Annotated in this window: 13 protein-coding genes; 11 read left to right on the top strand and 2 right to left on the bottom strand. The window is 68.2% G+C overall.

Annotated features, from left to right (window positions below; genetic code table 11):
- Positions 1 to 2 precede the first annotated feature (2 nt).
- Both WKW79_RS28255 and WKW79_RS28250 read left to right on the top strand, forming a co-directional pair.
- Positions 3 to 881, top strand: a complete 879-nt coding sequence (locus tag WKW79_RS28255; protein WP_340338552.1) for a polysaccharide deacetylase family protein — start codon at positions 3 to 5, stop codon at positions 879 to 881.
- 40 nt (positions 882 to 921) lie between these two features.
- On the top strand, positions 922 to 2,076 hold the full coding sequence (locus WKW79_RS28250; RefSeq protein ID WP_340338551.1) for a DUF3089 domain-containing protein: 1,155 nt from the start codon (positions 922 to 924) through the stop codon (positions 2,074 to 2,076).
- A gap of 1 nt (position 2,077) precedes the next feature.
- Here the strand turns inward: WKW79_RS28250 and WKW79_RS28245 are convergent, their stop codons facing one another.
- Both WKW79_RS28245 and WKW79_RS28240 read right to left on the bottom strand, forming a co-directional pair.
- Positions 2,078 to 2,716, bottom strand: coding sequence for an MBL fold metallo-hydrolase (locus WKW79_RS28245; protein ID WP_340338550.1), 639 nt, complete (start codon positions 2,714 to 2,716; stop codon positions 2,078 to 2,080).
- A gap of 17 nt (positions 2,717 to 2,733) precedes the next feature.
- On the bottom strand, positions 2,734 to 4,134 hold the full coding sequence (locus WKW79_RS28240; RefSeq protein ID WP_340338549.1) for a hypothetical protein: 1,401 nt from the start codon (positions 4,132 to 4,134) through the stop codon (positions 2,734 to 2,736).
- A gap of 116 nt (positions 4,135 to 4,250) precedes the next feature.
- Between WKW79_RS28240 and atzF the strand changes: the two genes are divergently transcribed.
- The 9 genes from atzF (at position 4,251) to WKW79_RS28195 (ending at position 13,634) form a co-directional block, all read left to right on the top strand.
- Positions 4,251 to 5,978: an allophanate hydrolase gene (atzF, locus tag WKW79_RS28235; RefSeq protein ID WP_422823978.1), complete on the top strand. Its 1,728-nt coding sequence runs from the start codon at positions 4,251 to 4,253 to the stop codon at positions 5,976 to 5,978.
- Between the two features lie 43 nt (positions 5,979 to 6,021).
- Positions 6,022 to 7,017: an ABC transporter substrate-binding protein gene (locus WKW79_RS28230; RefSeq protein ID WP_340338548.1), complete on the top strand. Its 996-nt coding sequence runs from the start codon at positions 6,022 to 6,024 to the stop codon at positions 7,015 to 7,017.
- 3 nt (positions 7,018 to 7,020) lie between these two features.
- A complete protein-coding gene (locus tag WKW79_RS28225; RefSeq protein WP_340338547.1) occupies positions 7,021 to 7,854 on the top strand; it encodes an ABC transporter permease in 834 nt (277 codons plus the stop codon).
- Entirely contained in the window at positions 7,851 to 8,684 is an 834-nt protein-coding gene (locus WKW79_RS28220; protein WP_340338546.1) for an ABC transporter ATP-binding protein, read from the top strand. The genes WKW79_RS28225 and WKW79_RS28220 overlap by 4 nt, the downstream gene beginning before the upstream one ends.
- Positions 8,681 to 8,887, top strand: a complete 207-nt coding sequence (locus tag WKW79_RS28215; RefSeq protein ID WP_340338545.1) for a DUF4089 domain-containing protein — start codon at positions 8,681 to 8,683, stop codon at positions 8,885 to 8,887. The genes WKW79_RS28220 and WKW79_RS28215 overlap by 4 nt, the downstream gene beginning before the upstream one ends.
- Positions 8,884 to 10,434 (top strand): AtzE family amidohydrolase, encoded by a 1,551-nt coding sequence (locus tag WKW79_RS28210; RefSeq protein WP_340338544.1) that lies wholly within the window; start codon positions 8,884 to 8,886, stop codon positions 10,432 to 10,434. The genes WKW79_RS28215 and WKW79_RS28210 overlap by 4 nt, the downstream gene beginning before the upstream one ends.
- Positions 10,435 to 10,514: 80 nt before the next feature.
- Positions 10,515 to 11,621, top strand: coding sequence for a BMP family ABC transporter substrate-binding protein (locus tag WKW79_RS28205; protein WP_340338543.1), 1,107 nt, complete (start codon positions 10,515 to 10,517; stop codon positions 11,619 to 11,621).
- Positions 11,622 to 11,631: 10 nt separating this feature from the next.
- Complete coding sequence (locus WKW79_RS28200) at positions 11,632 to 12,717, top strand: ABC transporter permease (protein WP_340338542.1); 1,086 nt, start codon at positions 11,632 to 11,634, stop codon at positions 12,715 to 12,717.
- Positions 12,714 to 13,634: an ABC transporter permease gene (locus WKW79_RS28195; protein ID WP_340338541.1), complete on the top strand. Its 921-nt coding sequence runs from the start codon at positions 12,714 to 12,716 to the stop codon at positions 13,632 to 13,634. Before WKW79_RS28200 ends, WKW79_RS28195 begins: the two co-directional genes overlap by 4 nt.
- Positions 13,635 to 13,636: the final 2 nt, after the last annotated feature.

Below are 13,636 nucleotides of genomic sequence, written 5' to 3'. Positions count from 1 at the left end.
CCATGAGCGAACTGCGCTTCCCGCTGCGCCAGCACGGTCGATTTGCCTACAGCCCCATCGTCGAGCGGCAACTGCCACCCTGGCCCGGCGGGCATGGGCTTGCGGTCTATGTCGCGATGAACCTGGAGCAATACGCTTTTGGCGAAGGGCTGGTGGAAGACCTGGTGCCCGGCATCCCGGCGCCGGACGTGCTGAACAACTCGTGGCGCGACTACGGCAACCGGGTCGGCGCCTGGCGCCTGCTCAAGCTGCTGGCGGAACACAAGCTGCCGACCACCCTGCTGATCAACTCCGAGCTGTACGCTGTGGCGCCGCAACTCGTCGAGGCCTATCGCGCTCAGGGCGCTGAGATCGCCTCGCACGGGCAGACCAATTCGCAGCACCAGGCCGACCTGAGCGAGGCCGACGAGCGCGCCCTGATCGAGCGCGTGACCGCCACCATCGCGGCGCACGAAGGCCGCCCGCCGGCCGGCTGGCTGAGCCCCTGGATCGCGGAGACCGAGCGCACGCCCGACCTGCTGCAGGAGGCCGGCTACCGCTATGTGCTGGACTGGTGCATGGACGACCAGCCGGTGTGGCTCCAGACGCGCCAGGGCCGGCTGCTGTCGGTGCCTTATCCGCAGGAGCTCAACGACAGCGCCGCCATCATCGGCCGGCAGGTGAGCGCCTCCGAATTCGCCGACATGATCGTCGACCAGTTCGAGGAGATGCTGCTGCAGGCCGAGGAGCAGCCGCTGGTGATGGGCATCGCGCTGCACGCCATGATTGCCGGCCAGCCCTTCCGCCTGCGCCACCTGCGCCGCGCCTTCGCGCACATCCATGCGAAGCGCGACCGGTGCTGGCTGACGACGGCGGGGCAGATCGCTGACTGCATGCGCTGAGCGCGCCGCGGCTGGCTGGCAGGCGCACTACAGTGCCTGCATGAACGTCTCGCGATTCATCTTCCTCACTGCGGCGCTGCTGGCGCCGCTTTTCGCCGTCGCGCAACCCGCCGCCGTCGACTACCAAGCTGACACCTCCTGGCTCTGCCGCCCGGGCCGCATCGATGCCTGCACCCGCGACCAGACCGCCACGCGCGTCGAGGCCAATGGACAGCTAACCACCGAATCCTTCAAGACCGCTGGCGCACCGCCGATCGATTGCTTCTACGTCTACCCGACCGTGAGCCGCGAGCGTTCCATGAACAGCTCGCTTGCCGCGAGCGCGGCCGAACGCGAGGTGGTCCACCAGCAGTTCGCGCGCTTCGCCTCGCGCTGCCGGACCTTTGCACCGCTCTATCGCCAGATGACGCTGCACGCCCTCATGACGCCCGCCGCCGGCCGCAACTTCGCGGCCGAGGGCGACATCGCGTACGGCGACGTGAAGGCCGCCTGGAACGACTACCTCGCCCGCGACAACCAAGGTCGCGGCTTCGTGCTGATCGGCCACAGCCAGGGCGCGCGCTGGCTCACGCGCCTGATCCGCGAGGAGATCGACGGCAAGCCGGTGCTGGCGCGCATGGTGTCGGCGCTGCTGATGGGCAGCAACCTCGCGGTGCCGAGGGGCGCCGACGCGGGCGGCGCGTTCAAGAACGTGCCGCTGTGCCGCAAGGCCACGCAGACCGGCTGTGTGGTGGCCTATGCGAGCTTCCGCGCCGAAGTGCCGCCACCGGCGCAGACCCTGTTCGGCCGTGTCGCGGAACCGGGCCAGGTCGCGGCCTGCGTCAACCCCGCGGCGCTCGCGGGCGGCGAGGGGGCACTGATGCCGTACTTCAGCAGCGGCAACACCGACATCGTCGGCATGCCGTCGCGCATCGGGTCATGGCTGCAGGACGGGCGCAAGCTCGACACGCCCTTCGTCACCACGCCCGGCCTGCTCACGGCCGAGTGCGTGTCGAACGAGCACGGTGACTATCTCGCCGTCACGACGCATGCCAGCGCCGCCGATCGGCGCATCGATCACATCGCGGGCGATGTCACTCTCGGGGGCGTGGTGCTCAAGGCCTGGGGGCTGCACCTGGTTGACGTGCATCTGACGATGGGCAATCTGCTGTCGCTGCTGGACAGCCAGACCGCCGCCTACGTCGAACGCCGTTGAATCAGGTGCCTGCCACGTAGGGGTTGCTGCGCCGCTCGCGGCCAAAGCTGCTCTCCGGGCCATGCCCCGGAATGAACACCGTCTCGTCACCCATCGGCCACAGGCGCTGGGTGATGCTGTCGATCAACTGCTGGTGGTTGCCTTGCGGAAAGTCGGTGCGGCCGATGCTGCCGGCGAAGAGCACGTCACCGACGAAGGCACGCTGCGCGCTCGCCGAATGGAACACCACATGGCCCGGCGTGTGCCCCGGGCAGTGGCGCACCGACAGCGTCTCTTCGCCGATAGTCACGCTGTCCCCATCGTCCAGCCAGCGCGTCGGCACGAAGGGCTCGGCCGGCGGAAAGCCGAACATGCGGCTCTGCTGCGCGAGGCCATCGATCCAGAACTGATCGCCGGGATGCGGGCCGACGATGGGCAGCGCCAGGCGGCGCGCGAGTTCGCCGGTGCCGCCGGCATGGTCGATGTGCGCGTGTGTGAGCCAGATCTGCTCGAGCGAGACGCCGAGCTTGTCGACGGCGGCCAGCAGGCGGTCGAGATCGCCGCCGGGGTCGATGATCGCGGCCTTCTTCGTGGCGTCGCACCACACGATGGATGAGTTCTGCTGGAACGGGGTGACGGGGACGGTCTGGTAACGGAGCATCCCGCGATCGTACTTTCTCAAGAAAGCAGCTCGTAAAGCACGAAGCAGAGGATCGCCACGCCGATGCCGCACGTGACCCACGCACGCTTGCGCAACGCCGCCAGCGCGCCTTGCTCGGGCCGGTCCGACACGATGAAGGGTCGGTCGCCACGGCCCTTCCACACCACGCGCGTATCGGGCGGCAGCGCGGGTGGCGCTGCGATGCGGGAACTGCGTGGCCGCATCCGCGCCGATCCGAGCCCGACGAGCATGTCGACGTAGCCAATGAACACCGCCAGCACGATGCGCAAAGGCCTCGGCGCCGCAGCCACGACCTTGCGCCGCCATGCGCCGGTGCGGAGCGCGTCGACGATGCGCTCCAGCAGCCCGGGCTCCATCGACTCGGGCACGTTGCGGCGCAGGTCGAGGGTGCCGATCACATAGAGCGTGGCGCCGACCTCCACGCACTCCTCGGTCACGCGCAGACGCTGCCCGCCCTGCCACGGGAAGCCCAGCGCGTCCAGCAGCGCCATGCCGCGCGGCGGCAGAACGTCCTTGTCCGATTCCCAGCTCTTCAGGTCCAGCAGCAGTTCCGCGCCGTTGAGCCACACCGTCGCGCTGCCGGTGTCGTCGGCGATGTCGACCGACTCGACGCTGCCACCGTGGCGCGAGGCCACGCGTCGCCAGCCGCCGCTGTCATCGCTGCCGTCGCTCTCGTACCAGACCCACGCGGCCACGTCCCACCAGGCGCAGGCGCGGCCGGTGACGGCAGCGCGGGTTGGCGTGGCGGTCTCCGCAGGCGCCTCGAGGTGCACCAGCCCCACCCGCGCGCGGCCAACCTTCGCCGCCGCCATGCTCGCCGCCGCCTTGGCATCGCCCAGCATGCGCAACCCGCGACGCAGCAGCCACCCGCCGCCCACCAGGCCCGCGGGCACCAGCACGAAGGGCGTCAGCAGCAACGCGAACAGCAGGATCGCCAGCACCAGCATGCAGAGCACGGCCACGACGATGCCGGCGATCTTCAACCCGCTCCATTCCGTCGATTGCGTGTCCATGCGAAGCTGCGCTTCCTTCAGCGGCAGCCCTTCGCCCAGCCAGCGCGTGCCGAGGCGATCCCGCACGGCGGTCACGATGGCATTGCGGTCGGCACCGGGCGGCGGCAGGCGGCGCATGAAGGAAGTCTCGACATCGTCGGTGCGCGTGAGCACCAGCCATTCCATTTGCGAAGGCACCCAGGTCGGCAGGTCCGGCCCGCCTCGGCCGCCCATGCCTTGCATCGTGGCAGTGCTGCCTTCCTGGACGGTGCGCCAACTCACCGTGGCGCCATCGCCCGCGAACGGATCGTCGGATTCGTAGTGGAGCGCGTCGTCGGTGACCGTGTAGGTCGAATGCGTCTCGCCGAGCGGCGTCTGCACCGTGAAAGTCCAGCGTTGGGCCATTCGTACTCCGTGCGGAATCACTGTTGCGCATCATCCTGGAAAACGCTGCCGGACGGACAGCCCTCCGGACTGGCACGGCGATTGCATCGCACCTTGTACACAAGACAGGATGCTTGATGATGGTGCATGACAAGGTCTCGCTGGCCGAGCCCGAACCGACGACGACGGCAATCGACGGCACGCCCGCCGCGGCCTGGATCACGCGATTCACCGCGCCGATGAAGGGCGCGGCCGGCGGCCCGTTGGCCGGATTGCGCTTCGCGGCCAAGGACAACATCGACGTGGCCGGCGTCGAGACCACTGCCGCGTGCCCCGCTTTCGCGCGCACCGCCATGCAGCATGCACACGTCGTGGGCCGCCTGCTCGATGCCGGTGCGGCGCTGCTTGGCAAGACCAACCTCGACCAGTTCGCCTGCGGCCTCAACGGCACGCGCTCGCCGTATGGCGCGGTGCCCAACAGCTTCGACGCGCGCTACGTCTCGGGCGGCTCCAGTTCGGGGTCGGCCTATGTCGTGGCGACGGGGCAGGTCGACTTCGCGCTCGGCACCGACACGGCAGGTTCCGGCCGCGTGCCGGCGGGCCTCAACAACATCGTGGGGCTCAAGCCGAGCAAGGGGTTGATCAGCGCGCATGGCGTGGTGCCGGCGGCGCAGAGCGTGGACTGCGTGTCGATCTTCGCGCCGACGGTCGCGCTGGCGGTCAAGGTGCTCCAGTCGGCGATGGGTGTCGATGCGAAGGATCCGTTCTCTCGCTCGCTGCAACTCCAGCGCACGCCGCTGCCTGCGCGCTTCCGTTTCGGCGTGCCGTCCCAACTGGAGTTCCATGGCGATGCGCTCGCGGCGGAGGCCTTCGACGACGCCATCGAGCGCCTCGAATCGCTCGGCGGCCAGCGCGTGGCCATCGACTACGCGCCATTGGCCGAGGCTGCATCGCTGCTCTATGGCAGTGCATTGGTGGCCGAGCGCTACGCCGCGGTGCGAGACTTCTTCGAGGCGCACGAGGACGAGGTGATCGAACCGGTGCGCAGCATCCTCGCCGGAGGCCGCGACTTCAGCGCCGCCGACGTCTACGACGCGCAGGTGAAGCTGCGCGCGCTCGGCCAGCGCGTGGTACAGATGTGGCGCAGCATCGACGTGCTGCTGGTGCCGACCGCGCCCTGCCATTGCACCATCGAGGCGATGCGTGCCGACCCGGTCGAGCGCAACCGCGAACTCGGCGCCTACACCAACTTCGTCAACCTGCTCGACTATGCGGCGCTGTCGGTGCCGAGCTCGATCCGGCCGGACGGGCTGCCCTTCGGTATCACCCTGATCGGTCCCTGCGCCAGCGACCTGCAACTGGCCGAACTGGGCCAGCGCTTCCACCACGCGACCGGTCTCACCACCGGTGCAACGGGCCGCGCGCTGCCGCCCATGGTGCAACTGTTGCCTGCCAGCGCCGACACGGTGCGCGTCGCGGTGGTCGGAGCCCACTTGTCGGGCATGCCGCTCAACGGGCAACTGCGCGAACGCGGCGCGCGCCTGGTGCTGGAAGCGCAAAGCGCGCCAGACTACCGCCTCTATGCGCTGCCGGGGACCGTGCCGCCCAAGCCGGGCATGCTGCGCGTCGCGCCAGGCACCGGCGCTGCCATCCAGCTTGAGGTGTGGGAGATGCCGACCGCGCACTACGGCAGCTTCGTCGCACTCATTCCCGCGCCGCTCGGCATCGGCACGCTGACCCTCGCCGACGGCAGCAGCGTGCAGGGCTTCGTCTGCGAGCCGCTCGCGCTCGAAGGCGCGGAAGACATCACGCAACACGGCGGCTGGCGCGCCTATATCGCATCGAGACAAGCCCCCGCAGGTTGACGCCTGCGTTCACACGACTTCGTTCATTTGCAGGAGCTTTTCAATGCGCAACAACTCTCCCTCCACCTCGCGACGCAAGCTGCTGCAGGCCGGCGCTGCCGGACTCGGCGTGCTGGCCGCGCCGGCCATCGTGCGCGCCCAGGCGCCGACAAAGATCCGCATCGGCTACTGGCCCGTGGCGGCAGGGCTGCCTTTCTTCGCCGCCGTCGAGCGCGGCTACTTCAAGGAGGCGGGCGTCGACGTCGAGCCGCTGAAGTTCGCGGGCGCGCAGCAGGTCATGGAAGCGATGCTCTCGGGCCGCGGCGACGGCAGTTCCAACGGCACCGGCTCGGCCAATCTCGCCATCGGCGAGATCGCGCAGCCGGGCCTCTTCAAGATCTTCTGCACCAATCCGAGCAACGCCAAGTTCGTGCTCGACGAATTCATCGTTGCCAAGGACAGCCCGGTCAAGGTGACGGCGGACCTCGCCGGCAAGAAGGTCGCCTCTGGCCCCGGCATCCAGAACGTCACGCTGGCCAAGACCATGCTGGAGCGCGCCGGCGCCAAGGGCGCGGTGGTGAGCGAACTGCCGATCGGCCAGCACATTGCCGCGCTCGTGGCCGGCCAGGTCGACGCCTGCTACACGCTGGAGCCCACCGGCACCATCGGCCGCATGAACGGCACCACGCGCATCATCGAGGCGGGCGTGGTCGCGAAGTACATCCTCGGCGACCCGATGGCGCCGTGGCACGGGGGCGCGGCCAGCCTCACGACGGAGTTCATCAAGAAGAACCCCGACGCGGCGAAGAAGTACATCGCGGCCTACGCACGCGGTGTCGAACTGGTGCGCACCAAGCCGGACGAGGCGCGGCAGTACATGAAGGGCTACACCGCCATCGAAGGCCCGCTCACCGCCGAGGTGCCGCTGGCCTCGTACATGCTGCACGGCGAGTTCAAGTCGAGCGACGTGGCGTACTTCCAGAAGTTCTACGACCTGTTCACGGACAAGGGCATCTTCGAGAAGAAGGTGGCTGTCGACCCGCTTCTCTACAAGGCATAGACCATGGCCGAGCCCGCCGCCACCGCCGCCACCCCCTGGGCGCCACCCACTGCCACCGGCGCCGCCAGCGCCGTGCCGAAGAAGCCGCAATGGGAGCGCTGGATTCCCGCCATCGGCCCCGTCGTGCTGTTCATCCTCTGGGACCTGGTGGTGCGGCTCGGCTTCATCAAGCCGATCCTGCTGCCGGCCCCGGCTGACACCGTGTCGACGCTCATCACCGGCCTGGCCGGCGGCCCGCTGCTGACCGACTTCGCGGTGACGGTGTGGCGCACGGTGCAGGCCTTCGTGATCGCGGCCGTCATCGGCGTGCCGCTGGGCGTGCTGCTCGGCAGCAATGAGCGGCTGTATCGCAGCGTCGAGTTCCTGATCGACTTCTTCCGCTCGACGCCCTCGTCGGCGCTGATCCCGCTGTTCCTGCTGATCTTTGGCGTGTCGGACATCAACAAGATCGCGATCGCGGCTTTTGGCGCCTTCCTCATCGTCGTGTTCAACAGTGCCTACGGTGTCATCAACGCGCGCAAGCAGCGCGTGATGGCGGCCAAGGTGATGGGCGCCTCGCGCTGGCAGGTGTTCAAGGACGTGCTGATCTGGGAGAGCCTTCAACCGTCCTTCGTCGGCCTGCGTTCCGCGGTGTCGATGGCGCTGGTGATCGTGATCGTGGCCGAGATGTTCATCGGTTCCGACGCGGGCCTGGGCCACCGCATCATCGATGCGCAGCAGGTGCTCAACGTCAAGAGCATGTATGCGGCGATCCTCGCGGCGGGTGCGCTGGGCTATGCGCTCAACATCCTGTTCCTCGTCGCCGAGCGGCGCATCGTGCACTGGAGCGGAAGATGAGAGCCACCTCCGATGTCGTCCTCAACGGCCCGGTGTATGCCGACGTGCCCAAGCCGGTGTTCGTGCCCGGCCCGACCGGCACGCACATCACGATCCGCGGCCTGACCAAGTACTTCGCGGGCTGGCCGCTGTACGAGAACTTCGACCTCGACATCCCCAAGAACGCGATCGTCTCGGTGTTCGGCCCCAACGGCTGCGGCAAGTCGACGCTGATCAACATGATCGCGGGCCTGATCCCCATCGACGCGGGCGAGATCCTGTTCGACGGCAAGTCGCTGAAGGACACCAAGATCGGCTACGTGTTCCAGAACTACCGCGAGGCGATGTTCCCGTGGATGCGCACCATCGACAACATCGCCTATCCGCTGAAGCTGGAAGGCCGCAGCAAGGCCGAGGTGGACCGGCGCATGGCGGAACTGGTCGCGTCCTTCGACGTGAAGTTCGACCTGAACCGCTATCCCTACGAGCTCTCCGGCGGGCAGCAGCAGACCGCGTCGATCATGCGGGCGCTGGCGCCGAACCCGGAGGTGCTGTTCCTCGACGAGCCGTTTTCCGCGCTCGACTTCGAGATGACGCTGTTCATCCGCGAGAAGCTGCAGGAGGTGTTCATCCAGACCGGCACCACGATGCTGCTGGTGTCGCACGATCTGGAAGAAGCCGTGTACCTCGCCGACCAGGTGCTGCTGCTGACCAAGCGGCCGACCAAGGTCGCCGAGATCCTGCGCTACGGCGATGCGCGCCCGCGCACGCTGGACACGCTGAGTTCGCAGAGCTTCGTCGCGATGAAGAAGCTGAGCCTGGACATCTTCCAGCGCGAGGTGCGGCGATGACCCCGACTGAAGTCTCGAACTACGTGGACGCCGCTTCGGCCGCGTTGGGCCTGCGCCTCCGGCAGGACCATCGCCCCGGCGTGCTGCGCTACTTCACGCTGGCCTCCGAGTTCGCCACGATCATCGATGCGGTGCCGCTGGAGCCGCATCACGAGGCGGCGACGAGGTTCACGCCGGTCGAGCCGCGGGAACCTGAAGAATGAGCGCCACACAAGGCCGCCCCAAGCTGACGCGTGCCTCCATGGCGGGGCAGCGTGGAGATGAAGTGGCGAGCGTGGAGACCGCAATCGGCGTCGTTCCCGATCGTCCCCGCCCGCCGACGCTGAACGCCGACGCACTGCTCGCCCAGGACGCCGCCGCAATGGCGGAGGCGGTGCGCAGCGGCGTCACCACCGCCACCGCACTGGTGCAGGCCAGTCTCGACCGCATCGCCGCCACCGACAAGCGCATCAACGCCTTCACTGACGTCGTGCGCGAACGTGCCTTGCGACGTGCCGCCCAGGCCGATGCATCGCTCGCCTCGGCGACAGGCGATCGCACCCGCGCGCTGCCCTTGCTCGGCGTGCCTTTCGCCGTCAAGAACCTGTTCGACGTTGCCGGTCTCGCCACGCTGGCTGGCTCGAAGATCGAGCGCGGCGCCGCGCCCGCCGTGCGCGATGGCCTGCTGGTGCGCCGCCTTGAAGCCGCGGGCGCGATCCTGGTCGGCGCGCTCAACATGGACGAGTACGCCTATGGCTTCACCACCGAGAACAGCCACGTCGGGCCGACGCGCAATCCGCACGACCTGAAGCGCATCGCAGGCGGCTCCTCCGGCGGCTCCGGTGCGGCGGTGGCGGCCGGCCAGGTGCCGCTCACGCTCGGCTCCGACACCAACGGCTCCATCCGCGTGCCTTCGTCGCTGTGCGGCGTGTTCGGGCTCAAGCCCACTTTCGGACGGCTGCCGCGCACCGGCAGCTATCCCTTCGTGTCCAGCCTCGACCACCTCGGCCCCTTCGCCAGATCGGCGCGCGACCTCGCGCTCTGCTACGACGCGATGCAAGGCCCGGAAGGCGAGGGCCCGCACGACCCCGGCTGCGCGCAACGCGCCGTCGAAGCCGTGACGCCCTTGCTGGCACAGGGCGCGGACGGCTTGCGCATCGGGGTGCTCACCGGCTACTTCCGCGAGCATGTGCAGCCCGAGGCCATCCTGGCCGTGGACCGCGTGGCCGAAGCGCTCGGTGCCACCCGTGGGGTCGAGCTGCCGATGGTCGAGGCCGGCCGCGCCGCCGCCTTCCTCATCACCAATTCCGAAGGCGCCGCGCTGCACCTGCACGACCTGCGATTGCGCCCGCATGACTTCGAGCCGCTCTCGCGCGATCGCTTCCTGGCCGGCGCGCTGCTCCCCGCCGCATGGGTCACGCGTGCCCAGCGCGTGCGCCGCGCCTATGCCGAAGCGGTGGCGCGCGTGTTCGAGCGCTTCGACATCCTGCTCGCCGCGGCCACGCCCTGCGCCGCCACGCCCATCGGCGCCGAGACCTTCGAATTGAACGGCAAGACCTTGCCGGTGCGTCCCAACATGGGGCTTCTTACGCAACCAATTTCGTGCATCGGCCTGCCCGTGTGCGCCGTTCCGGTGTGGGGCGCGCATGCGCACCTGCCGATCGGCGTGCAGGTGATCGGGGCGCCCTGGCGCGAGGACCATGTGCTGCGCGTGGCCGCTTCATTGGAGAAGGCGGGTGTCGTGCATGCACCCGTGGCCGCGCTGAGGTAGCAAAAGCGCTGGTTGGTACGGTTTATGCACACCGTCTTGTATCCAAGACCGGATTCATCCTCAACTGCTGGAGCCGAAACATGTCCCAACTGAACCGTCGCGATTCCCTCAAGACCCTCGCCGCGCTCGGCGCTGCCGGCACGCTCGGCGGCCTGAGTTCAGTGGCGCAGGCACAGAAGCCGCTGACCATCGGCGTGATCTACGTCGGCCCGCGTGACGACTACGGCTACAACCAGGCGCAGGCCCAGGCCGCGGCCGAGGTCAAGAAGATGCCCGGCCTGAAGGTGGTCGAGGAAGAGAACGTGCCCGAGACCGCGGCCGTGCAGAAAACCATGACCGGCATGATCTCGCAGGACGGCGCCAAGGTGCTGTTCCCCACTTCCTTCGGCTACTTCGATCCGCACATCCTCGCGCTCGCACCCAAGAACCCCGACGTGCGCTTCTCGCATTGCGGCGGCATGTGGACCGAGGGCAAGCATCCGAAGAACGTCGGCAGCTACTTTGGCTACATCGACGAATGCCAGTACCTGAACGGCGTGATCGCCGGCCACATGACGAAGAGCAACAAGATCGCCTTCATCGCGGCCAAGCCGATCCCGCAGGTGCTGCGCAACATCAATGCCTTCACGCTGGGCGCGCGCTCGGTCAAGCCCGGCATCACCTGCAACGTGATCTTCACCGGTGACTGGTCCATGCCCGTGAAGGAGGCCGAAGCCACCAACAGCCTGGCCGACCAGGGCTGCGACGTCTTCACCATGCACGTGGACAGCCCGAAGGTCATCGTCGAGACCGCGGCGAAGCGCGGCAAGATGGTCTGCGGCTACCACGCGAGCCAGGCCAAGCTGGCACCCAATGCCTACCTGACGGGCGCCGAATGGAACTGGCTCACCGCCTACAAGACCATCATCGACGCGGCACAGAACGGCAAGCCGCATCCCAACTTCCTGCGCGGTGGCCTGAAGGAGGGCTACGTCAAGATGTCCGCCTACGGTCCGATGGTGACCGACGCCGCGAAGAAGCAAGCCGACGACGTCAAGGCCAAGATGATCGAAGGCAAGTTCGACATCTTCACGGCCGGGCTCAAGGACGGCAAGGGCACGGTCGTGGTGCCCAAGACGCTGCAGCAGACCGACCTCGAACTCGAGAAGATGAACTACCTCGTCGAGGGCGTTCTTGGTTCCCTCTGAGCGATTCGCCATGCCCACCTGGTTGAAAGAAACAGCGCTGCCGGTGATCGCGATCTCGGCGGCCTTGCTGGTGTTCGGCGTGCTGGTCTGGTTTGCCGGCGTGAGTCCGCTGGACGTGTGGTCCACGCTGTTCCAGGGCGCCTTCGGCAGCTGGTTCGCGTGGCAGAACACCTTGCAACGCGCGGCGCCGCTGATGCTCACCGCGCTGTGCGTGGCGATCCCGGCGCGCGCGGGGCTCATCATCATCGGCGGCGAGGGCGCGATGGTGCTGGGCGGCCTGGCCTGCGCCGCATTGGCCTGGGCGATGCCGCTGCCCGCCAACATCATCGGCACGGTGATGGTCTGCATCGCCGGCGCCATCGCGGGCGCGCTGTGGATCATGCTGGCCGGCTGGCTGCGCCAGTACCGCGGCATCAACGAGACCATCAGCAGCCTGCTGCTGGCCTACATCGCGATCGGCATCTTCAAGCACGTCGTCGAAGGGCCGCTGCGCGATCCGTCGAGCCTGAACAAGCCGTCGACCTATCCGTTGAATGAAGGTGTGCTGATCGGCGGCATGTTCGGCTCGGACGTGCACTGGGGGCTCGCGATCGGCGTGGTGGCCTGCATCGCGCTGGGGCTGTGGCTGCGCGTCACGGCATCAGGTTTCTCGGTGCGTGTGGTGGGTGGCAATCCGCGCACCGCGCAACTGGTGGGTCTGCCCGCGACGCAACTCATCCTCGGCGCTTGCGCCGTCGGCGGCGCCTGCGCAGGACTGGCGGGCGCGGTCGAAGTGGCGGCGGTGCACACCAATGCCAACGCATCGCTGATCGCGGGCTACGGCTATGCGGGCATCCTGGTCGCGTTCATCGCGCGGCACAACCCGATCGCGATCATCCCGGTGGCCATCCTGTTCGGCGGGTTCGGTGCGGCGGGCAGCCTGCTGCAACGTCGTCTCGGATTGCCTGACGCGTCGGTGCAGGTGCTGCAAGGGATCGCCTTCGTGCTGATCCTTGCGAGCGAAGGGCTGCGCCTGGTGGACTGGAGAACCTTGATCAAGAACCGCATGCCGCATCCGATGCAACCGAAGCTGTTGAAGGTGGGGGGACGCGCATGACCGCCGACCAATGGATCGCATTGATCGCCGGCATCGTCGGCGGTGCGCTGCGCGTGGGTGCACCCTTCCTGTTCGTGAGCCTGGGCGAGTGCCTCACCGAGAAATCGGGCCGCATCAACCTCGGCCTGGAAGGCGTGCTGGTGCTGTCCGCCATGTCGGCCTTCGGCGGCGCCTACCTCACGGGCTCGCCGTGGCTTGGCGTGTTGATCGGCGCGGCGGCCGGCGCGGCGCTCGCGTTGCTGCACGGCCTGCTGTGCTCGCTCGACCGCGTCAACGACGTGGCGACCGGCATCGCGCTGATGCTGTTCGGCACGGGTCTCGCGTTCTATCTCGGCAAGCCGCTGATCCAGCCACAGGCACCGCAGATCCCGGCGATTCCGCTGGGCGACTGGAGCGACAACTCGGCCGTGCGCGCCGCGCTGCAAGTGAATGCGCTGGTGCCGATCGGCCTGGTGCTCGCGGTGTTCCTCTGGTGGGCCTTCGCACGCACACGGGCCGGCCTGCTGGTGCGCATGGCGGGCGACTCGGCCAATGCGACGCGGGCGCTGGGCTATTCGGTGTCGGGCATCCGCATTGCGGCCACGACGGCCGGCGGTGCCATCGCCGGCCTTGGCGGTGCATCGCTCACGCTGTTCTATCCCGGCAGTTGGAGCGAAGGCATCTCCAGCGGCCAGGGCCTCATCGCCGTGGCGCTGGTGATCTTCGCGCGCTGGAGCCCGCTGCGTTGCGTGGGTGCGGCCTTGCTGTTCGGCGGTGCGGGCGCTTTGGGGCCGGCCTTGCAATCGGTGGGCGTGGGTTGGGGCTATCACCTGTTCAACACGGTCCCCTATGTGCTGACGCTGGTGATCCTGGTGCTGACCTGCAAGCCCGGCAGCGTGGCGATCGGCAGCCCGGGCGAACTTTCTTCCACGCGATAGGC

It is taken from the genome of Variovorax robiniae (assembly GCF_037889955.1).
Taxonomy (GTDB): Bacteria; Pseudomonadota; Gammaproteobacteria; order Burkholderiales; family Burkholderiaceae_C; genus Variovorax; species Variovorax robiniae.
The sequence above is the reverse complement of the archived record's forward strand: the minus strand, read 5'-3'. Positions and strand labels throughout refer to the sequence as shown.

Bases quoted from the DNA above. Each gene is read 5' to 3' on its own strand.
- WKW79_RS28215 (WP_340338545.1), top strand. From the start codon at position 8,681: ATGACCCCGACTGAAGTCTCGAACTACGTGGACGCCGCTTCGGCCGCG.
- WKW79_RS28250 (WP_340338551.1), top strand. From the start codon at position 922: ATGAACGTCTCGCGATTCATCTTCCTCACTGCGGCGCTGCTGGCGCCG.
- WKW79_RS28210 (WP_340338544.1), top strand. From the start codon at position 8,884: ATGAGCGCCACACAAGGCCGCCCCAAGCTGACGCGTGCCTCCATGGCG.
- WKW79_RS28255 (WP_340338552.1), top strand. From the start codon at position 3: ATGAGCGAACTGCGCTTCCCGCTGCGCCAGCACGGTCGATTTGCCTAC.
- atzF (WP_422823978.1), top strand. From the start codon at position 4,251: ATGATGGTGCATGACAAGGTCTCGCTGGCCGAGCCCGAACCGACGACG.
- WKW79_RS28195 (WP_340338541.1), top strand. From the start codon at position 12,714: ATGACCGCCGACCAATGGATCGCATTGATCGCCGGCATCGTCGGCGGT.
- WKW79_RS28225 (WP_340338547.1), top strand. From the start codon at position 7,021: ATGGCCGAGCCCGCCGCCACCGCCGCCACCCCCTGGGCGCCACCCACT.
- WKW79_RS28205 (WP_340338543.1), top strand. From the start codon at position 10,515: ATGTCCCAACTGAACCGTCGCGATTCCCTCAAGACCCTCGCCGCGCTC.
- WKW79_RS28220 (WP_340338546.1), top strand. From the start codon at position 7,851: ATGAGAGCCACCTCCGATGTCGTCCTCAACGGCCCGGTGTATGCCGAC.
- WKW79_RS28240 (WP_340338549.1), bottom strand. From the start codon at position 4,134: ATGGCCCAACGCTGGACTTTCACGGTGCAGACGCCGCTCGGCGAGACG.
- WKW79_RS28200 (WP_340338542.1), top strand. From the start codon at position 11,632: ATGCCCACCTGGTTGAAAGAAACAGCGCTGCCGGTGATCGCGATCTCG.
- WKW79_RS28245 (WP_340338550.1), bottom strand. From the start codon at position 2,716: ATGCTCCGTTACCAGACCGTCCCCGTCACCCCGTTCCAGCAGAACTCA.
- WKW79_RS28230 (WP_340338548.1), top strand. From the start codon at position 6,022: ATGCGCAACAACTCTCCCTCCACCTCGCGACGCAAGCTGCTGCAGGCC.